The sequence below is a fragment of the Thermus sp. NEB1569 genome, assembly GCF_022385295.1.
Lineage (GTDB): Bacteria > Deinococcota > Deinococci > Deinococcales > Thermaceae > Thermus > Thermus scotoductus.
On record NZ_CP092445.1, the window covers coordinates 783,899 to 807,921 of the forward strand.

The 24,023-nt window shown below is 64.6% G+C and carries 26 protein-coding genes; 18 read left to right on the forward strand and 8 right to left on the reverse strand.

The window, feature by feature from the left end; genetic code table 11:
- Positions 1-14: 14 nt before the first annotated feature.
- Positions 15-2,225 (reverse strand): ATP-dependent Clp protease ATP-binding subunit, encoded by a 2,211-nt coding sequence (locus MI302_RS04795; RefSeq protein ID WP_239726372.1) that lies wholly within the window; start codon positions 2,223-2,225, stop codon positions 15-17.
- A 145-nt stretch (positions 2,226-2,370) separates the two neighbouring features.
- On the opposite strand from MI302_RS04795, the gene MI302_RS04800 reads away from it, so the two are divergent.
- The 9 genes from MI302_RS04800 to MI302_RS04840 all read left to right on the forward strand — a co-directional run bounded on the left by MI302_RS04800 (position 2,371) and on the right by MI302_RS04840 (position 11,691).
- Positions 2,371-3,891, forward strand: a complete 1,521-nt coding sequence (locus tag MI302_RS04800; protein ID WP_239726373.1) for a glycine--tRNA ligase — start codon at positions 2,371-2,373, stop codon at positions 3,889-3,891.
- A 127-nt stretch (positions 3,892-4,018) separates the two neighbouring features.
- Positions 4,019-4,240 carry a DUF4926 domain-containing protein gene (locus tag MI302_RS04805; RefSeq protein ID WP_015716720.1) on the forward strand — a complete coding sequence of 74 codons (222 nt, stop codon included), beginning with the start codon at positions 4,019-4,021 and terminating at the stop codon, positions 4,238-4,240.
- Positions 4,241-4,312: 72 nt separating this feature from the next.
- Positions 4,313-5,308, forward strand: coding sequence for an aspartate-semialdehyde dehydrogenase (locus MI302_RS04810; RefSeq protein WP_239726374.1), 996 nt, complete (start codon positions 4,313-4,315; stop codon positions 5,306-5,308).
- An 80-nt stretch (positions 5,309-5,388) separates the two neighbouring features.
- The gene (locus MI302_RS04815; RefSeq protein ID WP_028493135.1) at positions 5,389-6,405 is read left to right on the forward strand and encodes a LacI family DNA-binding transcriptional regulator; all 1,017 of its coding nucleotides are present in this window, start codon (positions 5,389-5,391) and stop codon (positions 6,403-6,405) included.
- Between the two features lie 44 nt (positions 6,406-6,449).
- Positions 6,450-7,712: an ABC transporter substrate-binding protein gene (locus tag MI302_RS04820; protein ID WP_028493136.1), complete on the forward strand. Its 1,263-nt coding sequence runs from the start codon at positions 6,450-6,452 to the stop codon at positions 7,710-7,712.
- Positions 7,713-7,715: 3 nt separating this feature from the next.
- Entirely contained in the window at positions 7,716-8,564 is an 849-nt protein-coding gene (locus MI302_RS04825) for a carbohydrate ABC transporter permease (protein WP_028493137.1), read from the forward strand.
- Positions 8,561-9,364: a carbohydrate ABC transporter permease gene (locus MI302_RS04830; protein ID WP_028493138.1), complete on the forward strand. Its 804-nt coding sequence runs from the start codon at positions 8,561-8,563 to the stop codon at positions 9,362-9,364. The genes MI302_RS04825 and MI302_RS04830 overlap by 4 nt, the downstream gene beginning before the upstream one ends.
- Before the next feature lie 10 nt (positions 9,365-9,374).
- Complete coding sequence (locus MI302_RS04835) at positions 9,375-10,424, forward strand: ABC transporter ATP-binding protein (protein WP_028493139.1); 1,050 nt, start codon at positions 9,375-9,377, stop codon at positions 10,422-10,424.
- Positions 10,414-11,691, forward strand: a complete 1,278-nt coding sequence (locus MI302_RS04840; RefSeq protein ID WP_028493140.1) for a trehalase family glycosidase — start codon at positions 10,414-10,416, stop codon at positions 11,689-11,691. The genes MI302_RS04835 and MI302_RS04840 overlap by 11 nt, the downstream gene beginning before the upstream one ends.
- On the opposite strand, the gene MI302_RS04845 is transcribed toward MI302_RS04840, so the two are convergent.
- Positions 11,661-12,407, reverse strand: a complete 747-nt coding sequence (locus MI302_RS04845; protein WP_239726375.1) for a TlyA family RNA methyltransferase — start codon at positions 12,405-12,407, stop codon at positions 11,661-11,663. The genes MI302_RS04840 and MI302_RS04845 overlap by 31 nt on opposite strands.
- 20 nt (positions 12,408-12,427) lie before the next feature.
- Between MI302_RS04845 and MI302_RS04850 the strand changes: the two genes are divergently transcribed.
- Entirely contained in the window at positions 12,428-12,733 is a 306-nt protein-coding gene (locus MI302_RS04850; RefSeq protein ID WP_015716729.1) for a DUF3234 domain-containing protein, read from the forward strand.
- On the forward strand, positions 12,726-13,154 hold the full coding sequence (locus MI302_RS04855) for a hypothetical protein (RefSeq protein WP_126165037.1): 429 nt from the start codon (positions 12,726-12,728) through the stop codon (positions 13,152-13,154). Before MI302_RS04850 ends, MI302_RS04855 begins: the two co-directional genes overlap by 8 nt.
- Positions 13,155-13,160: 6 nt before the next feature.
- On the opposite strand, the gene MI302_RS04860 is transcribed toward MI302_RS04855, so the two are convergent.
- Both MI302_RS04860 and MI302_RS04865 read right to left on the reverse strand, forming a co-directional pair.
- Entirely contained in the window at positions 13,161-14,810 is a 1,650-nt protein-coding gene (locus tag MI302_RS04860) for a glutamine--tRNA ligase/YqeY domain fusion protein (protein WP_239726376.1), read from the reverse strand.
- A gap of 61 nt (positions 14,811-14,871) precedes the next feature.
- Entirely contained in the window at positions 14,872-15,633 is a 762-nt protein-coding gene (locus MI302_RS04865; protein ID WP_019550042.1) for an enoyl-CoA hydratase/isomerase family protein, read from the reverse strand.
- Between the two features lie 91 nt (positions 15,634-15,724).
- Here MI302_RS04865 and infC point away from each other — a divergent pair, with 91 nt between their 5' ends.
- The 6 genes from infC (at position 15,725) to mqnB (ending at position 19,833) form a co-directional block, all read left to right on the forward strand.
- Positions 15,725-16,240, forward strand: a complete 516-nt coding sequence (infC, locus tag MI302_RS04870; protein WP_081454909.1) for a translation initiation factor IF-3 — start codon at positions 15,725-15,727, stop codon at positions 16,238-16,240.
- Positions 16,241-16,400: 160 nt separating this feature from the next.
- The gene (gene rpmI, locus MI302_RS04875; protein WP_015716735.1) at positions 16,401-16,598 is read left to right on the forward strand and encodes a 50S ribosomal protein L35; all 198 of its coding nucleotides are present in this window, start codon (positions 16,401-16,403) and stop codon (positions 16,596-16,598) included.
- Between the two features lie 10 nt (positions 16,599-16,608).
- A complete protein-coding gene (gene rplT, locus MI302_RS04880; RefSeq protein WP_015716736.1) occupies positions 16,609-16,965 on the forward strand; it encodes a 50S ribosomal protein L20 in 357 nt (118 codons plus the stop codon).
- Positions 16,966-17,033: 68 nt separating this feature from the next.
- Entirely contained in the window at positions 17,034-17,498 is a 465-nt protein-coding gene (locus MI302_RS04885; protein WP_126205220.1) for a small multi-drug export protein, read from the forward strand.
- On the forward strand, positions 17,495-19,156 hold the full coding sequence (locus tag MI302_RS04890) for a glycerol-3-phosphate acyltransferase (protein ID WP_239726377.1): 1,662 nt from the start codon (positions 17,495-17,497) through the stop codon (positions 19,154-19,156). The genes MI302_RS04885 and MI302_RS04890 overlap by 4 nt, the downstream gene beginning before the upstream one ends.
- On the forward strand, positions 19,156-19,833 hold the full coding sequence (mqnB, locus tag MI302_RS04895) for a futalosine hydrolase (protein WP_054392048.1): 678 nt from the start codon (positions 19,156-19,158) through the stop codon (positions 19,831-19,833). Before MI302_RS04890 ends, mqnB begins: the two co-directional genes overlap by 1 nt.
- 157 nt (positions 19,834-19,990) lie before the next feature.
- On the opposite strand, the gene MI302_RS04900 is transcribed toward mqnB, so the two are convergent.
- Genes MI302_RS04900 through MI302_RS04910 form a run of 3 tightly spaced genes read right to left on the reverse strand, consistent with a single transcriptional unit; the run spans position 19,991 to position 21,525 of the window.
- Positions 19,991-20,605 (reverse strand): superoxide dismutase, encoded by a 615-nt coding sequence (locus MI302_RS04900; RefSeq protein ID WP_126170104.1) that lies wholly within the window; start codon positions 20,603-20,605, stop codon positions 19,991-19,993.
- 35 nt (positions 20,606-20,640) lie between these two features.
- The gene (locus MI302_RS04905) at positions 20,641-20,781 is read right to left on the reverse strand and encodes a hypothetical protein (protein WP_239726378.1); all 141 of its coding nucleotides are present in this window, start codon (positions 20,779-20,781) and stop codon (positions 20,641-20,643) included.
- A 6-nt stretch (positions 20,782-20,787) separates the two neighbouring features.
- Positions 20,788-21,525 (reverse strand): transposase, encoded by a 738-nt coding sequence (locus MI302_RS04910; RefSeq protein ID WP_234557260.1) that lies wholly within the window; start codon positions 21,523-21,525, stop codon positions 20,788-20,790.
- 200 nt (positions 21,526-21,725) lie between these two features.
- Between MI302_RS04910 and MI302_RS04915 the strand changes: the two genes are divergently transcribed.
- A complete protein-coding gene (locus tag MI302_RS04915; RefSeq protein ID WP_169335130.1) occupies positions 21,726-22,451 on the forward strand; it encodes a class I SAM-dependent methyltransferase in 726 nt (241 codons plus the stop codon).
- Positions 22,452-22,605: 154 nt separating this feature from the next.
- Here MI302_RS04915 and fumC read toward each other — a convergent pair whose 3' ends face one another.
- Positions 22,606-24,003, reverse strand: a complete 1,398-nt coding sequence (gene fumC / locus MI302_RS04920; protein ID WP_239726379.1) for a class II fumarate hydratase — start codon at positions 24,001-24,003, stop codon at positions 22,606-22,608.
- Positions 24,004-24,023 lie beyond the last annotated feature (20 nt).

The window sequence follows — 24,023 nt, forward strand, 5'->3', positions numbered from 1 at the left end:
ATTCCTGGGAACATCTAAACCAAAAGCTCTTCCCCCTCCACCTCGTGGAAGGCCAGGTGCCCATCCTCCACGTTCACGTAGAGGTGGCCGGTGGGTTTTTTGAGGAGGGCCAGGGAGAGGGGATCTTCGATGCGTTCCCGGATGATGCTCCGGATGGCCCGGGCGCTCCCCGTCTTGGGGGCCTGCTCCACCACGAACCGGGCCACCTCGGGGGCAAAGCGCACGGTGATGTCCCGGGATTGCAGCTCCTTCTGGATGTCGTCCAGCATCATCCGGGCCACCTGCACCAGCTCCTCCTCCGTGAGGGGGCGGAAGCGGATCACCTCGTCCAGCCGGTCCAGGAACTCGGGGGTAAAGAGGGACTTGAGGGGGGATTCCGTGTCCACTTCCTTGCTGGTGAAGCCGATGGCCGGGCCCACGTTGTAGCCGGTGTTGGAGGTCATGATGAGGATGACTCGGCGGAAGTCCACGGTCCGCCCCATGCCGTCCGTGAGGCGGCCCTCGTCCAGCACCTGCAGGAAGGTGTTGTAGATGTCGGGGTGGGCCTTCTCAATCTCGTCCAGGAGGACCACGCTGAAGGGCTGGCGGCGCACCGCCTCCGTGAGCCGGCCCCCCTGCTCGTAGCCCACGTAGCCGGGAGGGGCCCCGATCAGCTTGGAAACGGAGTGGGGCTCCTGGAACTCGGACATGTCAAAGCGGATGAGGGCCCGCTCGGAGCCGAAGAGCACCTCGGCCAGGGCCTTGGCCAGCTGGGTCTTGCCCACCCCGCTTTGGCCCACGAAGAGGAAGCTGGCTGCCACCCGGGTCCGGCCTCCCAGACCCACCCGGGCCCGCCTAAGGGCGCTGGCCAGAGCGCGGATGGCCTCCTCCTGGCCCACCACCCGCTTTCTAAGCTCCTCCTCGAGGCGCATGAGCTTCTCGTCGTCCTTGTCGTCCACGTAGATCCCGCCCCAGGAGTCCACCACCGCCTCGATGTCCTCCCGGGTCACCACGGGGGTCCCGTCCTCCTCCTCGGCCACGGGCAGGCCCAAGGAGGCGTTCAGGCGGACCCTCGAGGCCGCCTCGTCAATGAGGTCGATGGCCTTGTCGGGGAAGTTGCGCCCTGGGAGGGAACGGATGCCGATCTTGACGGAAAGCTCCAGGACCTCGTCGGGGATGATGACCCCGTGGTGGGCCTCGTAGCGGGGACGGAGGCCTTTGAGGATCTCCAAGGTTTCCTCCGGGGAGGGCTCCAGGACGATCACCGGCTGGAAGCGCCGCTCCAGGGCCGCGTCCTTCTCTATGTAGCGGTGGTACTCCCCGGTGGTGGTGGCCCCGATCACCTGGATCTCCCCCCGGGCCAGGGCGGGTTTCAGGATGTTGGCGGCATCTAGGGTACCCTCGGCCCCGCCGGCCCCGATCAGGGTGTGGAGCTCGTCAATGAAGGCGATGACCTTGGCGTTTTTGAGCTCTTCAATGATCTGGCGCAGGCGCTCCTCAAACTCGCCCCGGTATTTGGTCCCCGCCACCACCCCGGCGAGGTCAATGGCCACCACCTGGGCTCCTTTGAGGATGGGGGGAACCCGGCCCTCCACGATGGCCTGGGCCAACCCCTCCACGATGGCGGTCTTGCCCACCCCGGGGTCCCCGATGAGGACGGGGTTGTTCTTGGAGCGCCGGGCCAGGATCTGGATCACCCGGTTGATCTCCTCCTGCCGGCCGATGACGGGATCCAGCTTGCCCTCCCGGGCCTCCTTGGTGAGGTCACGGCCGTACTCGTCCAGGAAGGGCGTGTTCACCGGCTTTTCCCGCTCCCGGCTGTCGGCCATGGCCAGGATGCGCCAGCGAATGGCGTCCACGTCCTTGGCGAAGTGGGAGAGGATGCGGTAGGCGATCCCGTCACCCTCTCGGATGATGCCCAGGAGGATGTGCTCGGTGCCGATCACCGGGGCCCCCATGTTGCGGGCCTCGGCGCTGGCCAGCTCCATGACCCGCCTGGCCCTGGGCGTAATGGCAGGGGGTTCTCCGGTGCGGCTCCCCTCGCCGCGGCCCACCAGCTCCTCCACCATGCGGCGCATGGCCTCGAGGCTTGCCCCGTACTCCTGGAGGATGCGGGCCGCCGTACCCCCCTCGCGCATCAGGCCCAGGAGGAGGTGCTCTGGGCCGATCATGGAGTGGCCTAAGCGGCTCCCCTCCTCCCTTGCGTAGTGGAAAACCAGCCTGGCGCGATCGTCGTACCTGTTCATGCTCCCCTCGTCACCTATTCTAGCGTAAGCCGGGCATGGGCGGGGGTTTGCGCCTGGGCTCACCATGGGTTCCCGTGGTGCCTTGGCCCCTCCTTCCGGTAATATGCCCTGTAACCGGGGGCCTAGGCCCCCTTTGGGAGGAACGATGCCGGCGAGCAGCCTTGACGAACTGGTGGCGCTTTGCAAACGCAGGGGGTTTATCTTTCAGGGCTCCGAGATCTACGGGGGCCTCCAGGGGACCTACGACTACGGTCCTTTGGGGGTGGAGCTCAAGAACAACCTGAAGCAGGCCTGGTGGCGAAGGAACGTCTACGAGCGGGACGACATGGAGGGGTTGGATGCTAGCGTCCTCACCCACCGCTTGGTCCTGTACTATTCCGGCCACGAGGCCACCTTTGCCGATCCCATGGTGGATAACCGCATCACCAAGAAGCGCTACCGCCTGGATCACCTCCTCAAGGAGCAGCCGGAAGAGGTGCTCAGGAGGCTCTACCGGGCCATGGAGGTGGAGGAGGATAACCTTCATGCCCTGGTCCAGGCCATGATGCAGGCCCCGGAAAGGGCTGGGGGGGCCATGACCGCAGCCGGGGTGCTGGATCCCGCCACCGCTGAGCCCGGGGACTGGACCCCACCCCGTTACTTCAACATGATGTTCAAGACCTACGTGGGCCCGGTGGAGGACGAGGCTTCCCTGGCCTACTTGCGCCCGGAGACCGCCCAGGGCATCTTCGTGAACTTCAAGAACGTCCTGGACAGCACCAGCCGCAAGCTTCCCTTCGGCATCGCCCAGATCGGCAAGGCCTTCCGCAACGAGATCACCCCCAGGAACTTCATCTTCCGGGTGCGGGAGTTCGAGCAGATGGAGATCGAGTACTTCGTCCGCCCGGGGGAGGACGAGTACTGGCACCGTTACTGGGTGGAGGAGAGGCTTCGGTGGTGGCAGGAGATGGGCTTAAGCCGAGATAACCTGGTCCCCTACGAGCAGCCCCCCGAGGAGCTGGCCCACTACGCCAAGGCCACGGTGGACATCCTCTACCGCTTTCCCCATGGCCTCGAGGAGCTGGAGGGGATCGCCAACCGCACGGACTTTGACCTGGGGAGCCACACCAAGGACCAGGAGGAGCTTGGCATCACCGCCCGGGTGCTTAAAAACGAGCACTCCACCGCCCGCCTGGCTTACCGGGACCCCGATACCGGCAAGTGGTTTGTCCCCTACGTGATCGAGCCCTCGGCCGGGGTGGACCGGGGGGTCTTGGCCCTCCTCGCGGAGGCCTTCACCCGGGAGGAGCTTCCGAATGGGGAGGAACGCATCGTCCTAAAGCTTAAGCCCCAGCTCGCCCCCATCAAGGTGGCGGTCATCTCCCTGGTCAGGAACCGCCCGGAGATCACCGAGTACGCCAAGCGTTTGAAGGCCCGGCTCCAGGCCCTGGGGTTGGGCCGGATCCTCTACGAGGACACCGGCAACATCGGCAAAGCCTACCGCCGCCACGACGAGGTGGGCACCCCCTTCGCCATCACCGTGGACTACGACACCATCGGGCAGAGCAAGGATGGGACCACCCGGCTCAAGGACACGGTCACCGTGCGGGACCGGGACACCATGGAGCAGATCCGACTTCACGTGGAGGAGCTGGAGGGGTTTTTGCGGGAGAAGCTCAGGTGGTAGGGGAGGTCTTGGTCCTAAGGGGCCCTTTGGTCTGCCCCACGGGTCCGGTTCTCCTGCAAAGCGTTTGGTATCGTGGGGAGGGAGAGGATACCTTTCGCTTGGTGACCGCCTACCCGTGGAGGGAGAAATGATCCGCGAGCACGATCTGGTGGTTCTTAAGCGCGACCACAGGGAAGTGGGCCTCGAGGCGGGGGATGTGGGTACGGTGGTCCTGGTCTATCCCAAGGGTGGCTACATGGTCGAGTTTGTGGACCATGAGGGAAACACCCTGGCTTTGCTGGATCTAAAGGAGGACGAGGTCCTTCCCCTGCGGGGTCCAGCCCTTCTGCGGGCCAAGGTGCTGGGGTAGCCCTTTGGGTGAAGAAGGTCTGGGAGGCGAAACCATGGTGGGCTTCTGGGTGGCCAGCAAGGAGGAGAGAGGATGAGGGTGGCCGTGGTAGGGGCCACGGGGGCCGTGGGGCAGGAGATCCTCAAGGTCCTCGAGGCCCGGAACTTTCCCTTGAGTGAGCTTAGGCTGTACGCTTCCCCCCGCTCTGCGGGCAAGACCATGGTCTTCCGGGGGGAGGCCATTCCGGTGGAGCCCCTTCCCGAGGGGCCTCTGCCCGTGGACCTGGTGCTGGCCAGCGCCGGAGGGTCCCTTTCCAAGGCCCTGGCCCCCGTTTGGGCCCAAGGGGGAGCCTTGGTGATCGACAACTCCAGCGCCTGGCGCTACGAGCCCCATGTGCCCCTGGTGGTGCCAGAGGTGAACCGGGAGCGAATCTTCCAACACCAGGGCATCATTGCCAACCCCAACTGCACCACGGCCATCCTGGTCATGGCCCTTTGGCCCCTGCACCGGGCCTTTCGGGCGAAGCGGGTCATCGTGGCCACCTACCAGGCGGCCAGCGGGGCCGGGGCCAAGGGGATGGAGGAGCTATTAAGGGAAACCCACCGCTACCTGCACGGGGAAAGCCCGGTGGCCGAGGTCTTCGCCCACCCTTTGCCCTTCAACGTCATCCCTCACATAGATACCTTCCAGGAAAACGGCTATACCCGGGAGGAGATGAAGGTGGTGTGGGAGACCCACAAGATCTTTGGGGATGACTCCCTAAGGATCAGCGCCACCGCGGTGCGGGTGCCCACCCTTAGGGCCCATGCCGAGGCGGTGAGCGTGGAGTTTGAAAGGCCCGTCTCCCCGGAGGCGGCCCGGGAGGTGCTGGCCCAGGCCCCAGGGGTGGAGGTGGTGGACGAGCCCCAGGCCAAGCGCTACCCCATGCCCCTCACGGCCAGCGGCAAGTGGAATGTGGAGGTGGGGAGGATCCGTCAGAGCTTGGCCTTTGACAACGGCCTGGACTTTTTCGTGGTGGGGGACCAGCTCTTAAAGGGAGCTGCCTTAAACGCTGTGCAGATCGCGGAGGAGTGGCTTAAAGGCGCTTAGCTTGTTCGTATCCTTCCCCGGGGTTGACAACCCCGGGGTTTGCCTTTACGATGATATCCAAATCGTTTTGGAGGATGCCGGTGCGCCTTAAGGATCTTGCCGCCCATCTTGGCCTTTCCGTGACCACAGTTTCCCGGGCCCTTGCAGGTTACAGCGACGTGGCTCCCGAGACCCGGAAGCGGGTTCTCGAAACGGCGGAGGCCCTAGGGTACCGCCCCCATCCCCTGGCCCGTCGCTTGCGCAAGGGCCGTACGGAGGCGGTGGGGATAGTGATTCCAGCTCCCAAGGGGCAGTTCGCTGATCCTTTTTTTCTGGAGCTCCTGACAGGGATTGGGGAAGCCCTCGGGGAAATAGGGTTAGACCTTCTGGTAACCGCTTGCCCCCCGGGTCCAGAGGAGCTGGACTGTTACCGGCACCTGGTGGAGGAACGACGGGTGGATGCTTTGGTGGTGGCCCGCACCCGGGTGCGGGATGAAAGGATCCTTTACCTTTTGGAGAAAGATTTTCCCTTTGTAGCCCACGGCAGGAGCCAGGGGGTGACGAAACCCTTTCCCTTTTTGGATATGGACGGTACCCTAGGATTCTACCGGGCCACGGTTCACCTCCTGGAGCTGGGCCACCGGCGAATTGCCTTTATCGGCGCTCCTCCCGAACTCAACTTCGCCCGGCACCGGCTTGAGGGTTACCTTTGGGCCATGCGGGAGGTGGGGCTAGAACCCCCAGAGGAGTACCTGCAGCAGGGGGATCTCACTGAGGAAGGGGGTCTGATGGCTGCTGAGGCCCTTTTAAGTCTCCCTGAGCCCCCCACTGCCATTTTGGCCGCCACCGACCGCATGGCCTGGGGAGTCCTGCATGCCCTCAAGAAGCGGGGTCTAAGGCCGGGTCAGCAGGTTTCCCTCATCGGCTACGATGACCTTCCCTTCAGCTCTTATACTGATCCGCCCCTTTCCACCCTGCGGCAACCCTTCAGGGAGGAAGGGCGCCGGTTGGTGGAGCTTCTCCTTGCCCGTCTCGAGGGAAGGCCGGTGGAGGAGCTCCGGGAGGTCTGGGTTCCGGAGTTGGTCCTGAGGGGCACGGATGGTCCGGCCCCTGTGTGACCCCTGAGCCGGGCGGGGAAAGGCCTGGCGAGAGGAGGTTTGGAATGCGCTGGCTGGTTTTGGGGTTGGTTCTGGCGGGGTTGGCCTGGGGCCAGGGAGGCGTGGTCTTCCTCTCCACCCAGCTTAGACCCCTGGAGGAGGCCCAGAAGATGCGCCAGGTGATCCTTAAGGACTTCCCGGGTCGGGTGGAGTTTATCCCGGAGGACACGGGTCCCTTCACCGACCGGGTTCTAGCTGAGGTCAGGGCAGGCCGGATTAGTGTGAGCCTTTTGGGTGGACTGCACGGGGATTTCCCCCCCTTCCTAGCTGCAGGAGCCTTGGATCCCTTGGACGATTTCTTGCCTCGCTTGGCTGATCGCCGCTTTCCCCAAAGCTTCCTGGGCTTGGCTAAGCTGGGCACTGGGAATACCTATTACGTCCCTTGGATGCAGGCCACTTACATCATGGTAGCTCACCGGGAGGCCCTCCGGTACTTGCCCCCCAGAGCGGACCTGAACGCCCTTACCTACTCCCAGCTTAAGGAATGGGCAGCCAATATGCAGCAGGCTACGGGAAGGAGGCTTTTGGGCTTTCCGGCGGGCCCCAGGGGATTGATTCACCGCTTCTTCCAGGGATACCTCTACCCCTCCTACACGGCGAGCGCGGTGGTGAGGTACCGGAGTCAGGAGGCAGAGGCGATGTGGCGGGAGTTCCGGGAGCTCTGGCGCTACGTTAATCCCCAGTCCACCACCTATGACTTTATGCAGGAGCCTCTTTTGGCCGGGGAGGTTCTGGTGGCCTGGGATCACACCGCCAGGCTTCTGGATGCGTTAAGGCAACGTCCCCAGGACTTCGTGGCCTTCCCTGCCCCCATCGGCCCCAGGGGAAGGGGCTTCATGCCGGTCCTGGCAGGGCTGGCGGTGCCCAAAGGAGCCCCTAACCGGGCGGGTGCTTTGGAGCTCATTGAGTACCTGACCCGGCCTTCGGTGCAGTTGACTACCCTCCGGGAAGTGGGTTTCTTCCCCGTGGTGGACGTGCGCCTACCCCCGGACCTTCCCCAGGGCATCCGTATGGCTGCGGAGGCCATTGCCCGCCAGGCGGGTGGAAGCGCTGCCTTGCCAAGTCTCCTTCCCGTGGGTCTAGGGGCCAAGGGCGGGGAGTTCAATAAGGTTTACGTGGACACCTTTGCCCGCATCGTTCTTAGAGGCGAGGACATCCGCCGGGTTCTGGATCAGGAAGCGGCTAACTTGCGGCGGATCATGCAGGAGACCGGGGCTCCCTGCTGGGCTCCCGATCCCCCGAGCCGAGGGGCTTGCCCGGTGGAGTAGGCCATGCGGCGGGAGGCCCTCACCCCTTACCTCTTGGTTCTTCCTGCTACCCTCTTCCTGCTTTTCCTGTTCCTGGCCCCCCTGGTGGAGGTGGTTCTCCTCTCCTTGCGGGAGGGAGAGGGGTGGGGCCTCCAAGCCTATCAACGGATGGGCAGGGACCTGTACTTTAAAGATGCTCTGAGGAATACCCTTCTCCTCACCGCAATCGTCGTTCCCCTCCAGGTGGCTTTGGCCCTGGTTATGGCCCTCCTGGTGCAGGGGCTTAAACGGGGACGGGACCTCTTCCTCTACTTCTGGACCCTTCCTTTGGGCATTTCCGACCTGGCGGCGGGAATTGTGTGGCTGGCGATTTTCACCGAGAGGGGTTACCTGAACACCTTCCTCCAGGCCTTTGGGCTTCTGGAGATGCCCAGACTATGGCTTAGCTACGAGACCCCTCTTTTTCTCTTTCTGGCGGTGGTGGTAGCCGAGTTGTGGCGGGCCACGGCCCTGGTCTTCGTGATCCTGGTCGCAGGGGTGCAACTTATACCCAAGGAGTACGGGGAAGCGGCGGAGGTCTTCGGCGCCACACCCTGGCGACGCTTCTTGCGGGTTACCCTGCCTCTTCTCAAACCCAGCCTCCAGGCTGCCCTTATCCTCAGGACCATCTTGGCCTTTGAAGTCTTTGCCGTGGTCCTGGCGTTGGGTGGGCGGAATCTTCCGGTGCTGGCGGGAGAGGCCTACTACTGGTACACCGCTTACCAGAACCCTCAGGTGGCGGCGGCTTACGCGGTTCTTATTCTCCTCATCTCTGTTCTGGCGACTTTGGCCTATCTGCGCCTTCTCCGGGTGCGGCCGGAGGTGGGAGCATGAGGCGGGTGGCCCTGGTTTACTACAGCTTGGCCCTCCTTCTGGTTCTTTGGGTGGCGTTCCCTATCTACCTCCTGGCCTCCCTGGCCCTATCCGAGCGCCAGGCGGTTTTCGCCTACCCCAAACCCCTTTACCCCTCCCCCCTTTCCCTGGAGGTCCTAAGGGCTTTCCTGGAGGTGCCTGGGGTGGGGAAGGCCCTGGGCAACAGCTTGCTGGTGGCGGCCCTCACCATGCTGTTCTCCCTCCTTTTGGGAGCCCCTGCGGGCTACGCTTTGGCCCGCTACCGTTTTCGGGGGGCTGATCTCTTCCGGATCCTGGTGCTCATGACCCGGGCCTTTCCCTTGGCCATCCTGGCCATTCCCCTGGCGGTGCGCTTCATCCGCTTGGGCCTTTACGACACCCCTTTGGGGGTGGCCTTGGTGCACACCGCCTTGGCCCTGCCCTTTGCGGTCCTGGTCACCTATAGCCTCTTCGTTTCCGTTCCCAGGGAGCTGGAGGAGGCTGCCTGGACCCTGGGTTGCACCAAGGTGCAGGCCTTTTTCAAGGTGGTTCTCCCCCTTGCCCTCCCCGGGCTTGCGGCCACGGGGATCTTCGCCTTCATCATCTCCTGGAACGAGGTTTTCGCTGCCACCCTACTTACGCTGAGGGAGAGGACTTTGACCGCCTTACTGCTGACCTTGCTTCACGATTCCCCTTTACCCTTCCGCTTTGCTGGGGGGTTTATCCTGGTGGTTCCGGCCCTGCTCTTCATCTTTGCCATGAGACGCTATCTGTTTGCCCTGTTTGGCATCGCTAGCCGTTAGGAGGTAGGGAGTGGCTCGAGTCCTGGTGGAAGGAGTGGAAAAAAGCTTCGGGCGCACCCGGGTGCTGAAGGGGGTGGACCTCGAGGTCCAAGACCGGGAGTTCCTGGTGCTCCTGGGGCCCTCTGGTTGCGGCAAGACCACCCTCCTGCGCATCGTGGCCGGGTTGGAGTGGCCGGATAGGGGCCGGGTTTTCCTGGGGGAAAGGGAGGTGACCCACCTCCCCCCGAGGGCCCGGGGTCTGGCCATGGTCTTCCAAAACTATGCGGTCTTCCCCCATCTCACAGTTTTTGAAAACATCGCCTTTGGCCTTAGGATGCGCCGCCTGCCGGAAAGGGTGGTACGGGAGAAGGTGGGGTGGGCGGCGGAGCTTCTGCGCATCGGTGAGCTTCTTTCCCGGTACCCGGCCCAGCTTTCCGGAGGCCAGAGGCAACGGGTGGCGGTGGCCAGGGCTTTGGCGGTGGAGCCTGAGGTGCTTCTGATGGACGAGCCCCTTTCCAACTTGGATGCCCTTTTGCGGTTGGAGCTCAGGGCTGAGCTCAAGCGCCTTTTAAAGGAGGCGGGAATCACCACCCTCTACGTGACCCATGACCAGGTGGAGGCCATGGGCATGGCGGACCGCATCGCGGTGATGCGGGAAGGGGAGATCGTCCAGTGCGACCTCCCCCTCGAGGTGTACCGGAACCCTCGGGATACCTTTGTGGGGGGCTTTCTGGGAAATCCTCCTATGAACTTCCTGCGCCTGGGGCCAGGGGCTGCTTCTACCCTTCTGGGGAGGTCCTTTTCCTGTGAGGTCCTGGTAGGGGTGAGGCCTGAGGACCTGGAGGTGTATGGGGCGGAGGTGCCGGGGGCTTTTCCCGGGCGGGTACTGGTGGTGGAACCCCTGGGTCCCCACCAGTTGGTTACCCTGGAGGCCTTTGGCCAAGCCCTGAAGGCCACGGTGCCTTCTTCCCTTCCCCTGAGGCCAGGCGAGGAGGTGTGGCTTAAGGCTTCCCCCGAAGGGGTGCGCCTCTTTGATCCCCAGACGGGCCGGGCCTGGTCGGAGGTGGAGCGTGCCCCTTGACCGGGTTAAGGAGGCCGAGGGCATATTACGGGCCAACGACCGGGGCGGGTACACGGTGCCCGCCCAGGGTCTCTATCCTTTCCAGTGGCTCTGGGATAGTGGCTTTGTGGCTCTGGGCTGGGCGGTTCTGGACGGGGATCGGGCCTTTGCTGAGCTGGAAACCCTATTCCTGGGACAGTGGGAAAACGGGTTCCTCCCCCACATCGTCTTCCACCGGGAGGACGCTGGCTACTTTCCAGGGCCTGAGATTTGGGGAAGCGGGCGGAAGCCCCAGACCTCAGGTATCACCCAGCCTCCTTTTCTAGCTCCGGTGCTCCTTCACCTGGCTCGCAAGTTTGGAGAGAAGGGTAAGGCCCAGGCCCGGAAACTTTACCCCCGGCTTCTGGCCCTCCACCGCTTTCTTCACCTTTATCGGGATCCTGAGGGCACGGGCCTGGTGGCGGTTCTTCACCCTTGGGAAACAGGGATGGACAATAGCCCCGCTTGGGACCTGCCCCTGAAGAGGGTCCCCCGCTACCCCGTCCCCCCTGAGGCCCGGCGGGACACAAAGCACGTGCCCCCAGAGGAGCGCCCCCGGCTGGAGGATTACGAACGTTACCTTTACCTGGTTTCCCTCTTTCGGAGCCTAAACTACGACCCAGCCTCTTGCTACCGCGAAAGCCCTTTTCGGGTGGTGGATGTAGGGTTCAACGCCCTCTTGTTGTTTGCCGACGAGGCTCTGGTGGAGCTGGCCGGGCTTTTGGGGGAGGATCCCTCGGAGCCTCGAGGCTGGTGGCAGAGGGGTCTTTCGGCCTTGGAGGCCCTTTGGGATGAGGAGGCCGGGCTTTACCGTTCCTTGGATCTTTTCTCCGGCAAGAGGATTCCCCGGGCCACCTCGGCGGGTTTTCTCCCCCTTTTGCTTCCTTTGCCCCGTTCCCGAGCGGAGCGTCTCCTCACTACCTTCCGGTCCTGGGCAGGGGAAGCCAGGTACCTTTTCCCCAGCGTCCTTCCCTCAGCCTTGTACTTTGAGGCCAGGCGCTACTGGCGGGGCCCGGTCTGGGCTCCGGTCAACTGGCTTTTGGCTTGGGGGCTGGTTCGCCAGGGTTTCCACGAGGAGGCGGCCCGTCTAAAGAAGGACCTTCTGGCCTTGGTGGAGGGATCGGGTTTCCGCGAGTACTACCACCCCTTCACGGGGGAGGGCTTGGGGGGGCGGGGGTTTTCCTGGACGGCAGCCCTTTACTTGGCCTGGGTCCAGGGTCAGGATTCGCTTCCCGTGGGGTCAGGGTAAGGGAACTCCTGAGGTTTGCGCAACCTAAGCCAGAACTCCCGGTTTCCCTCCTTCCCTGGCAAGGGGCTTTCCCTTTCCCCCAGCACCTGAAAGCCCAGCTCCCGGGCCTCCTCCCGCACCCGGACCAGGGCCTTTTGCCGGAGGCCTTCCTCCCGCACCACTCCCTTGTGCACCCCGGGGCCCAGCTCAAACTGGGGCTTCACCAAGATGAGGGCCTCGCCTCCCGGCTTAAGGAGCTCCTTTACCTTGGAAAGAAGCAGGGTGGAGGAGATGAAGGACACGTCCATCACCACCAGGTCCACGGGCTCGGGAAGAAGGAGGCTCCTGGCGTCCTGCTCCTCGAGGCTCACCACCCGGGAATCCTCCCTTAGGCGGGGGTGGAGCTGATCCCTGCCCACGTCCACCGCATAGACCCGCCTGGCACCCCTTTCCAGGAGCACCTGGGTGAACCCGCCGGTGCTGGCCCCGATGTCCGCGGCCACCTTGCCCTTCGCCTCTAGGGAGAAGGCCTCGAGGGCACCCAGGAGCTTGTACGCCCCCCGGCTCACGTACCGTTCCGGGGAGAGGACCTCCACCTGGGCTCCTTCCGGCACCCTGTGGGCGGGCTTGGTCACCACCTGCCCGGCCACCTTGACCTGGCCGGATTGGATGAGCCTCTGGGCCTTCTCCCGGCTTTCCGCCAGGCCCCTTTCCACCAGGTAGCGGTCCAGCCTCACGAGGGGTATTATGCCGGGGGATGGATCTCTCGGGGCCCTGGTACATCCTGGAGGGGGAGCCTGGGGAGCACCTGGTTTTGGAGGTCTTGGGGCAGAGGCTTTCCGGCATCTGGACCTCCGAGGCCCTGGCCCAGGGCTTCCTGGCCCGGCATCCTGAGCTAGGGATGCGGGTGAGCGCCCTAGAGACCCGGGCCTTGAAGGAGGCCTTCCTCAGGGCCCTGGGGATGCTCAAGGTGGATGGGGTCCTGGTGGATTACGAACCCGGGGCCCACCGGGCTCGCATGGCCCGGGTGGAAGTGCTTTTGGAGGAGGTTCGGCATGCGTAGGTGGCTTGCGGCGATTGTGGTGGTTTTGGCCTTGGGTCTGGCCCAGCGGGCTGAGGTGAGTGGAGGAAGCCCCTTTGGAGTGCAGGGGGGGTTGCGCTTCCCCCTGGTGCCCCTCCTGCTGGATGGGCGGGTGTACGGAGGTGTGGGCCTCGAGGCTATGGGAGGTGGGGTGGACCTGCTTCTTAAGCTTCCCCTCACCGATTTCTACCTGGGCCTTGGGGGGTTTTATGGCACGGGGCCGGCCCTTACCCTGCCCCAGGATGCCCGGGGCCATGCGGGCCTACGGGCGGTCTTGGGCACCTGGCTGAACCTACCCCTGCCTCTTCTCGGGGTGTACGTGGAAGTGCACCCCACCCTTTACCTGGTCCCGAACACGGGCTTCGGGGTAGGGGGAGCGGTGGGGGTTAGCGTGGGGCTTTAGTCCCCTCTACTGAAGCCGGTAGCCCTCCTTGAGGGGCACGATGCGGTTCATCACCAGCCGCCCTGGGCGGGAGTCCACCGGGTCCTGCCAGAAGTAGCCCAGCCTCTCCAGCTGGTAGCGGGTGTCCGGAGGATCCTGGGCCACGCTGGGTTCGATGAAGCCCTGCTTGACCTCGAGGGCCCTTGGGTTCAGGTTCTTCAGGAAATCCCCACCCTCCTCGGGGTCCTCGGTCAGGAAAAGCCTGTCATAAAGCCTGAACTCCACGGGCAGGGCGTGCCGGGCGGAAACCCAGTGGATGACCCCTTTGGGCTTGATGCCGTCCTCGGGGTTGGCCCCCAGGGTGCCGGGAACGATGCGGGCCTTCAGAAGCTTTACCTCGCCGTTTTCCTCCACCACGTCTTCCAGCTCCATCACGTAGGCGTGCCGCAGGCGCACCCTTTGCCCCGGGGCGAGGCGCTTCCAGCCCTTGGGGGGATTGAGGCTGAAGTCGGACCGCTCTATGTAAATCTCCTGGGAGAAGGGTAGGGGTCTATTCCCCTCCTTGCCGATGTCCCTGGGCCAGTAGGGGGCATCCACCCACTCCTCCCCCTGGTAGTTGGTGAGGACCACCCTTAAGGGTTCCAAAACCCCCAAGACCCTGGGGGCAATGGGGTTCAGATCGTCCCGCACCACCTCCTCAAAGAGCTCCATCTCGATGCGGGCCTCGTTGCGGGAGATGCCGGTGCGCCGCACGAACTCCCTGATGGCCTCGGGGCGCACCCCCCGCCGCCTTAGGGCCCTTAGGGTGGGAAGCCTGGGGTCGTCCCAGCCAGAGACGAAGCCCCCCTCTACCAGCTTGATGAGCTTCCGCTTGGAGAGCACCGTGTGGGTGAGGTCCAGGCGGGCGAACTCGTACTGGTAGGGCCTGGGGGAAAGGGGAAGGCCGCACTTCCCCTTCAGGTTCTCGATCACCCAGTCGTAGATGGCCCGGTTGTTCTCGAACTCCAGGGTGCAAAGGGAGTGGCTGACGCCTTCGATGAAGTCTTCCAGGGGATGGGCGTAGTCGTAGAGAGGATAGATCACCCAGCGGTCCCCCGCATGGTAGTGGGGGGCGTGCACGATGCGGTAGAGCACGGGGTCCCGCAGCTTGAAGTTGGGGTGGGCCGGGTCGATCTTGGCCCTTAGGACCCGGCTCCCCGTGGGGAACTCCCCCCGGCGCATCCTTTCAAAGAGTTCCAGGTTTTCCTCCACACTCCGGTTCCGGTAGGGGCTTGGCTTTCCCTGGGCCCTGAGCTCGCTCATCTCCTCTTCCGAGAGGTCGTCCACGTAGGCCTTGCCCTCCCGAATCAGCTCGAGGGCGCACTGGTACATGGTTTTAAAGTAGTCGGAGGCGTAGAGGACCCTATCGGGGGTGAAGCCCAGCCAGCGCACGTCCTCCTCTATGGCCCGGGCGTACTCCTCCTTTTCCGTTTCCGGGTTGGTGTCGTCGTAGCGCAGATTGCACTCGCCTCCATAGTCCAGGGCCAGGCCGAAGTTCAGCAGGATGCTCCGGGCATGGCCGATGTGCAAATAGCCGTTGGGCTCCGGAGGAAAGCGGGTAAGGAGCTTTTTGTACTTCCCTTCCCGCAGGTCCTTTTCCACGATTTCGGTGATGAAGCAAGGGGGAACGAGGCCCATAAGGGGAGTATAGCCCTTGCCAGCTGCTCAGAACCTTCCTGAGGCCCCAAGGCTATGCTTTTCAAAACCTAGGCGACCGTTTCTCGAAGAAGGCCCGGATGCCCTCTTTAAGGTCCCCGGTTTCCCGGACCCAAGCGTTGGCCAAGGCCGCCAGGCGGAAGCCATCCTCGAGGCCCATCCCCGGCAGGGCCAGGAGAAGCTCCTTGGTGAGGCGCAAGGAGGTGGGGGCGTTCTTGGCCAACTCCTCCGCAAGAGCCAGGGCTTCCTCCAGGGCTTTACCGGGCCTGGCGATCCGGTTGGCCAGGCCCAACGCCTTGGCCTCCTCCGCCCCCACCAGGCGGCCCGTGAGGAGGAGGTCCTTGGCCACCTTTTCCCCCACGGCCCGCACCAGGATCACGGAAACCAAAGCGGCCACAAAGCCGATCTTCACCTCGGTGTAGCCCAGCTTGGCCTCCTGGTCCATGACCAATAGGTCGCAGGCGGTGGCCAGACCCGCCCCGCCCGCCACCGCCGGCCCGTTCACCGCGGCCACCGTGGGCTTGGGGAAGGTGTAGAGACGGTGGAAGAGGCGCATGAGGGAAAGGGAGTGGCGGTAGTTCTCCTCGGCCCCAAGCTCCGTCACCTTCTCCAAAAAGGCTAGGTCAGCCCCGGCGCTGAAAGCGCTTCCCCGCCCCGAAAGGACCAGGACCCGGGCCTTGGGATCCTTCTCCGCTTCCTCGAGGGCCTGCAAAAGCCCCTCCACCATCTCCGGGGAAAGGGGGTTACGTCGCTCTGGGTCGTTGAGGAAAACCCGATAGATCCGACCTCTCTCCACCTGAACCATGCCCCCATTGTAGGGGCGGGGGTTTTCCTGCTACACTCCCCTTAGCCCGCAAGCCATGCAGGGAGAGCCCGCGGGCTAGGAGGTGGTGTAGATAAAGGAGTATCTGGTTAACGAACGCATTCGAGCACGGCAGGTGCGGGTGATCGGGGCCGATGGGCAGCAGCTGGGCATCATGGACACCCGGGAGGCCTTGCGCCTGGCCCAGGAGCAGGACCTGGACCTGGTGCTGGTGGGCCCCACCGCCGATCCTCCCGTGGCCCGCATCATGGACTACTCCAAGTGGCGCTACGAGCAGCAGGTGGCGGAGAAGGAGGCCCGCAAGAAGGCCAAGCGCACCGAGGTGAAGTCCATCAAGTTCCGGGTCAAGATCGACGACCACGACTATCAGACCAAGCTGAACCATATCAAGCGCTTTCTGGCCGAAGGCCACAAGGTCAAGGTCACCATCATGTTCCGCGGACGGGAGATGTCCCATCCCGAGCTGGGGGAGAGGCTTCTCGAGCGGGTGGCCGAGGACCTGAAGGGCCTGGCCGTGGTGGAGATGAAGCCCGAGCTTTTGGGCCGGGATATGAACATGCTCCTGGCCCCGGCCAAGGTATCCGCCTAGGCCAGCCCCGTAAGGGCTAGATGGCGTAAGCCTAGGTCAGCCCCATGGGGGCTAAATGGCATAAGCCTAGACCTTTCCGTTGCCCTTTGGTATAGTGTGAGGGCTTTGGGGAGCCCGCAAGACCCCGTTTGGGGCGCTTCCCAGGGCTTGGAGGAAGGGTATGCCGAAGATGAAGACCCACAAGGGCGCCAAGAAGCGGGTGAAGGTGACCGCTTCGGGCAAGGTGATGGCCATGAAGACCGGAAAGCGGCACCTCAACTGGCACAAGTCGGGGAAGACCATCCGTCAGAAGGGGCGGAAGTTCGCCCTGGCCCAGGCGGAGGCGGAGCGGATCAAGCTCCTGTTGCCCTACGAGTAGGAGGTAGAGGATGCCGCGCGCCAAAACCGGTGTCGTTCGCCGCAGGAAGCACAAGAAGATCCTCAAGCTGGCGAAGGGGTACTGGGGCCTCCGCTCCAAGAGCGTCCGCAAGGCCCGGGAGACCCTTTTCGCTGCGGGCAACTACGCTTATGCCCACCGCAAGCGCAAGAAGCGGGATTTCCGCAAGCTCTGGATCGTGCGCATCAATGCCGCCTGCCGCCAGCACGGCCTGAACTACTCCAGCTTTATCCACGGCCTGAAGAAGGCGGGGGTGGAGCTGGACCGCAAGGTGCTGGCCGATTTGGCGGTGCGGGAGCCCCAGGCCTTTGCCGAGCTGGTGGAGAAGGCCAAGGCGGCCCGCGCCTAAGGCATTGTTTCCCGTGACCCGCCGTCCGGATCCCGTCCCGATCTGGCGGCGGGTTTCCTTTTGTGAGCATGCCTCCTGAACTCTACGTGATCCTGGTGGCCGCCCTGCCGGTGGTGGAGCTGAGGGGAGCCATTCCCCTGGGGGTGGCCCTGGGGCTTTCCCCAGGAGAGGCTTTCCTTTTGGCCCTCCTGGGCAACCTGCTGGTGGCCCCGGTGGCCCTCTTCCTTTTGCCTTGGGCGGTGGCGCTTCTGACCCGGGTGCCCTTCCTGGACAAGCTCTGGGCGGCCCTCGAGGCCCGGGTGCGCCTCAAGGGGGAGGAGCAGGTGCAGCGCCTGGGGGCCCTGGGCCTTTTCCTCTTCGTGGCCGTGCCCTTGCCGGGCACCGGGGCCTGGAGCGGGGCGGTGCTGGCGGTGGTCTTGGGTCTAAAAGGGCGCTACGCCCTCCTGGCCATCTCCCTGGGGGTGCTGGCTGCTGGGCTTATCGTTCTCCTCCTTACCGGTGGGGCGGTGGTCGGGCTAAACTACCTGCGATGATGTTCGTCCTCTTGCCCCTTTCCTATGCCCTGGGCGCCTTGCCCTTGGGGTACTGGCTGGCCAGGCGGCGGGGCGTGGACCTGCGCACGGCAAGCCCCTACACCCTGGGTTTGGAAACGGCCTTGAGGCGGCTTGGGCCGGGCCTTACCCTTTTGGCCTTCCTCCTGGACTTCGCCAAGGGGTACTTGCCCCTGGCCCTGGGGAGAGGCTTGGGGCTTGGCGTGGAGGAGCTTTTGGCCCTGGGGGTGGCGGTCTACCTGGGCCACCTTTATCCCCTCTTCTTCCGGGATCCCTGGCCCCTTCGGGCCAAGGGGGCGGGGGTTCTTTTGGGGGTGCTGGCGGGGCTACCCCTGGAGCCAGCCTGGGGCATGGTCCCCGTGGCCTTGGGCCTTGCCCTTTACGCCCTCACGGGCTATGCCTCCTTGGGGGCCCTGGGGCTTCCCCTGGGCCTCTTTGGCGTCCTCCTTTTCGGTGGGTTTCCCCTTGGAGCCAAGGTCCTTGGGGGCTTGCTTTTTCTCCTGGCCCTTTGGCGCTACAAGGAGAACCTGGGCCGTATCCTGGAAGGCACCGAGCCCAGGCTGGGTAGTCCCCTGCCCCTGCCCTCGGAAAGGCAGGTGGTTTGCGCCTTTCTCATCCATCCCCTCACGGTGGAGGATTTCTGGCAAAGCCCCCGTTTCCGCTGGGCCCGGCCCCTGGTGCGCCTGGGGCTTTTGAAACAGGCCTGGATAGAGCGCCTGGCGGAGCTTTTCCGCCCCATGAAGGTGGGGGAGGTGAGGGGGGTGAGGACGGCGGATGGCCGGGAGGTTTTGTGCCACCTCATCTCCGCTCCCCTGCTACCCCACCAGATCAAGGCCAAGCCGGAGCTGGCGGTAAGGCGGGCCGTCCAAGGGGCCAGGCTCGCCAAGGAGCTTGGGGCCACGGTGGTAGGCTTAGGGGCCTTTTGGAGCGTGGTGGGGGAGAAGGGCAAGAGGGTACAGGAGGCGGTGCCGGATATAGAGGTGACGAACGGGGGGGCCTACACCGCAGGCACCGTCAAAGCAGCCATTCCCGGCATCCTGGCCCATTTTGCCCAAAGCGGCAAGGACCTTAAGAAGACCACGGCGGCGGTGGTGGGGGCGAACGGGGTGGTGGCCTTCGGCATTGCCCGGCAGATCGCTCCCTTGGTGGGGCGGCTCATCCTGGTGGGAAGGGATAGGGAAAGGCTGGAAAAGGCGGCGGACAGCCTGCGCAAGAACCTGGAGCGCAAGGGGCAAGCCCCCGAGATCGCGGTGACCACCGAGGTGGCCGCCATCCGGGAAGCGGATCTGGTCTTCACCGCCACCAGCGATCCGAACCCGGTGATCTACCCTGAACACGTGAAGCCGGGAGCCTGGATCTACGACGAGGGCGTGCCCCCCGACGTGCACCCCTCGGTGAGGGAGGTGCCGGGGGTCAGGGTCATCCCCGGGGGGGTGGTGCGGCTTCCCGGGAGGGCGCGGGCCACCTTGGACCTGCACTTCGGTGCCCCCGACCAGGTGCCCGCCTGCCTGGCGGAGACCATGATCCTGGCGGCAGAGGAGGCCTTTGAGCGCAAGAGCCTGGGGGGCGAGGTGAAGGCGGAGAACATCCAGTTTTTCGTGGAGCGGGCGGAGGCCTTGGGGTTTAAGGTGGTGGAGTGATGTGGCTCCTCCTCTCCCCCACGGCCCTCGAGGCCTCCTTCCTCCGGGGCGAACCCTTCTCCTTCCTGGGGAGGAAGGGGCTTAGGGGAGAGGGCTTTGTCTGGCTGGAAACCGGGATCGGCAAGGTGAACGCGGCCCTTACCCTGGCCGCCTGGGCCGGCCGAAACCCGGTGGAGAAGGCTTTGCTTTTCGGCATTGCCGGGGCCTACCCGGGCTCGAGCCTCCTTCCTGGGGATGTGGTCCTGGTGGGGGAGGAGGTGGAGGCGGACCTGGGTACCCAGGAGGGCCTTAAGCCCTTGGGCTTTCCCGCCTTGGAGGTGGCGGGGAAGGCCTACTACAACCGGTTTCCTCTGGATTCCAGCCTTACCCGGGCGTTGGCCCGGGTGTTGGACCTCCAGGTGGTGGTGGGGCTCACCCGGGACCGGGTTTCGGAAAACCCGGGGGAGGCGGAGGCTTTGGCCTCGCGCTGGGGGGCCCAGGTGGAGAGCATGGAGGGAGCTGCCTTTGCTCGAGCGTGCCTGGCCCTGGGCATCCCGGGGGTGGAGGTCCGGGCTATTTCCAATCCGGCGGGGGTGCGGGACAAGGGAGCGTGGAGGATTCCCTTGGCGGTGAGGTCCTTGGAGGGAACCCTGGCCCCCATTCTTGGGGGAGCCTTCCCTGCGGGACTCCAAGGATAATCCCGTTGTTGGTTCCCTGGCCGATAGCAAGGTTGGCTTTGAAGAGGAGCTTTTCCAGAGGCTCACCCACCAGGTAGCCCTGGGCGGACGGCGGAACCGGGGGAGAAGACAAACCCCCACCCGAGGGGTCCGGGTGGGGGACTATAGAGGATTTCCCTTAGCCCTTCCGGAAGAAGGCCTCTGCCTTGTCCCAGTTCAGCACGTTCCAGATGGCCTGGAGGTAGTCGGCCCGGCGGTTTTGGTACTTGAGGTAGTAGGCGTGCTCCCACACGTCGATGCCCACGATGGGGGTGAACCCCTCCATGACGGGGTTGTCCTGGTTGGGGGTGGAGATGACGTGGAGCTTGCCGAAGGGATCCTTGACCAGCCAAGCCCAGCCGGAGCCGAAGCGGGCCATGGCCGCCTGGGTGAGCTTCTCCTTCAGGGCGGCGAAGCCCCCAAGCTGCTCGTCGATGGCCTTCTTAAGTTCCCCCACCGGCTCCTTGGCTCCCCCGGGGGTTAGGAGCTCCCAGAAGAGGCTATGGTTCAGGTGCCCACCCCCGTTGTTGCGCACCGCGGTCTGGATGTCCGCGGGCAGGGCGGCCAGGTGGCGCAGGAGCACCTCCACCTCCGCCCCGTGCAGGTAGGGGTACTTCTCCAGGGCGGCGTTCAGGTTCGTCACATAGGCCCCGTGGTGCTTCTGGTGATGGATCTCCATGGTCTTGGCGTCGATGTGGGGCTCGAGGGCCTCGTACGGGTAACCCAGTTCCGGTAGCGTAAACGGATACGGCATACCTCACCTCCCAAACCTTACTATAACCCAAGTTGCTACCCAAGCATTTGTTGAGCCAAGAGATTTAGGTTGTGGGCCAAGATGAAGGAGAACACCTTGATCACAAAACCCTCCTGGGTCACCGCATGGATGCGCCGCGGGAAGAGGGCATGGAGCATACTGCCCACCGTCTCCACCACCCCCTAGGTGTTTCCCTCACGGGAAAGCAGCCGCCCCACAATGGCCAGGTACTGCAACCAAGGCACATACCGCCGGCTGTTCCTTCTACGGATGACCATGGGCACAATCCCCCCCGCCTCCCGGAGGAGGTCTTCATAGAAGTGGCTTTCGTACCCCCGGTCCAGGTAGAGCTCCGCCCCCTCGGGAAGGTCCAGGGGAAGAAGGAGCAAAGAGCTCAGATCATGTAGGCTTCCCGGGGTCAGGCTCACTTCATGGATAAACTTCCCGTCGTCCACCAGGAGGTGGAGCTTGGGGCCGTGGAAGTAGACCCGTTTGCTGGGGATGAAGCCGCGGTAGGCCTTGTCTGGGAAAAGGCGGGAGCGGGGGGCGCGGATATTCTCGCAGGCGGGGAGGGGGAAGGTGTCCAAGGCGTAGGCCTGGGCCTGGTGGAGGTTTTTCCAGGCCTGGGCTAGGAGGTGGGTCAGCCCCGAAGGGGCTATCTTGCGAAGGGGGAGGAAGAAGGGGTATAGGGCGTGGAGTCTGCGGTTGAAGCGACTTGGGGAGGGGACGTAGGTAAAGAGGCGCAGGTCTTTGGCGAGGGCCAGGGCCTTGTTGTGCTTGCCGCCCAGTTCCATGGCGGCCAGGATGGCGAGGGTCAGGATGGCGGAGGCTGGGGTCTTGGCTTGGGGGTCGTCCTTGTAGCCCAGGGCCTGGAGGGCATCGTCTATAATGCAAAAGGCCGCTATGATGCGCGACAGCATAGCGGCCACTATTTTTTCAGGCCTCGGGATAGGTAGCAACTTGGGTTAACATAGCACGGCGGGCGCCCGCTGTCCAGCGATCCATCTGGCGGTCCTTCCCGGACGGCGGGCGGTGCACTATAGTTTGGCCAAAGCTCCGGCACCGGGGCCGGTGCCGCGCCGCGGGGGGATGGCCGATGACGGGTGCACACTGGGACGCCGTGTTCGACGAGGATTACCTGTACTTCTACGAGACCTTCTTGCACGACGAGCGCAACGAGAAGGAGGCCGAGCTCATCGCCCGGCTCCTCGACCTCGGTCCGGGGGCGGATGTGCTGGATGTGCCTTGCGGGCACGGCCGCATCGCCGTGCGCCTGGCGCGCCGAGGCTGCCGCGTGACCGGCCTCGACGCCAGCCCGCTGTTCCTGGAGCGGGCCCGCCAGGCCGCGGCGGCCGCGGGCGTCGGCGTCGAGTGGGTCCACGGCGACATGCGGGCCCTGCCGTTCGGGCGAGACTTCGACGCCGTGGTCAACTGGTTCACCTCCTTCGGCTACTTCGACGACGAGGAGAACCGCCGCGTGCTGGCGGAGTTCCGGCGCGTGCTGCGGCCCGGCGGCCGGCTGCTGATCGAGACGGTCCACCGCGACCGGATCCTGCGCAGCCTGCCGCCCGGCGAGCCGGTGCGCTTCGACGTGGTCCGCCGGGGCGACGACCTGATGATCGACCGCACCGGGTACGAACCGCTCACCGGGCGCGTGCAGACCGACCGCACCATCGTCCGGGACGGGCGTGTGCGCCGGTTCGCGTACGGGCTGCGGCTGTATACGCCGGTGGAGCTGCGGGACGAGCTGCTGCGGGCCGGGTTCGCCCGCGTCGAGCTGCTGGGCGACGAGGGCGGACCACTCACGCTCGACAGCCGGCGGCTGCTCGCCGTCGCGCAGGCGTGAGCGAGGGCGCCGAACCGCTGGTGCGCGCCGCGACCCGGGAAGGCAAGCGGCGCCCGGTGGCGAACCCATGGTGCGGCCAGTTCCGTGGTGCGCAGCGACCGTTACTATAGTAGTGCCCACCCCGCTTGGGGGTGGGCGTTCTCACAAATGGCCCTCAGGCCTCATGGGGCTTGGCTAGCTTCACGGGCACCACGATGCGGTCAAACTCCTCCTCCGTGAGGTAGCCCAGCTCCAGGGCAGCTTGCTTGAGGGTTTTCTTCTCCTTGATGGCCTTCTTCACGATCTCCGCCGCCTTGTCGTAGCCGATGGCCTTGTTTAAGGCGGTGGCCAGCATGGGGTTTTTCTGGAGGTGTTCCTCTATCCGCTCCAGGTTGGGCTCTATCCCCTTGGCCAGGTTCTCGTTGAAGGACTCCATGGCGTCGGCCAGAAGCTTGATGGACTCGAGGGCCGCATCCACCATCACCGGCTTGAAGACGTTGAGCTGGAAGTTGCCCTGGCTTCCGGCGAAGGCCACGGTGTGGTCGTTGCCGAAGACCCGCACCACCACCATGGTGAGGGCCTCCACCTGGGTAGGGTTCACCTTGCCGGGCATGATGGAGGAGCCGGGCTCGTTGGCGGGGATGAAGATCTCCCCAATGCCCCCGTAGGGCCCGGAGGCCAGCCAGCGGATGTCGTTGCCGATTTTCATCAGGGCCCCGGCCAGGGTCCGGAGGGCCCCCATGGCGAAGACCAGCTCATCGTGGGCGGCCAAGGCGGCGAAGCGGTTTTCCGCCACCCGGAAGGGAAGGCCCGTCTCCTCCGCCAGGTACTTGGCCACCAGCTCCCCGAAACGGGGGTGGGCGTTGAGGCCCGTCCCCACCGCGGTGCCCCCGATGGCCAGGTTATGAAGCCCTTTTTCCGCCTCCTTGACCATGGCCAGGGTGTTCTTAAGCTGAGCCGCCCAGCTTCCCACCTCCTGTCCCAGGGTAATGGGCACGGCGTCCATCAGGTGGGTGCGCCCCACCTTCACGATGCCGTCAAAGGCCTTGGCCTTTTCCTCAAAGGTGGCGATGAGGGCCTCTGCCGCCGGGTAAAGCCTTTGGCGGAGAGCCAAAGCCACGGCCACGTACATGGCGGTGGGGAAGGTGTCGTTGCTGCTCTGGCCCCGGTTCACGTGGTCGTTGGGGTGAACGTACTTGGAGCCCAGGGGCTTCCCCAGAAGCTCCGAGGCCCGGTTGGCGATCACCTCGTTCACGTTCATGTTGGTCTGGGTGCCGCTTCCCGTCTGGAAGACCACCAGGGGGAAGTGGTCGTCCAGCTTCCCGGCGATGACCTCTTCCGCCGCCTGGATGATGGCCCGGGCGATTTCCTCTGGAAGCTCACCCAGTTCCAGGTTGGCTCTGGCCGCCGCTTTCTTCAGCATGCCGTAGGCGCGGATCACCTCCAAGGGCATCCGGAAGCGCCAGGCGCCGATCTTGAAGTGCTCGAGGGAACGCTGGGTCTGGGCACCCCAGTAGCGGTCCGCCGGTACCTTGACCTCGCCCATGGTGTCCCGTTCGATCCGGTATTCCATACCGCACCTCCAGCCCGATT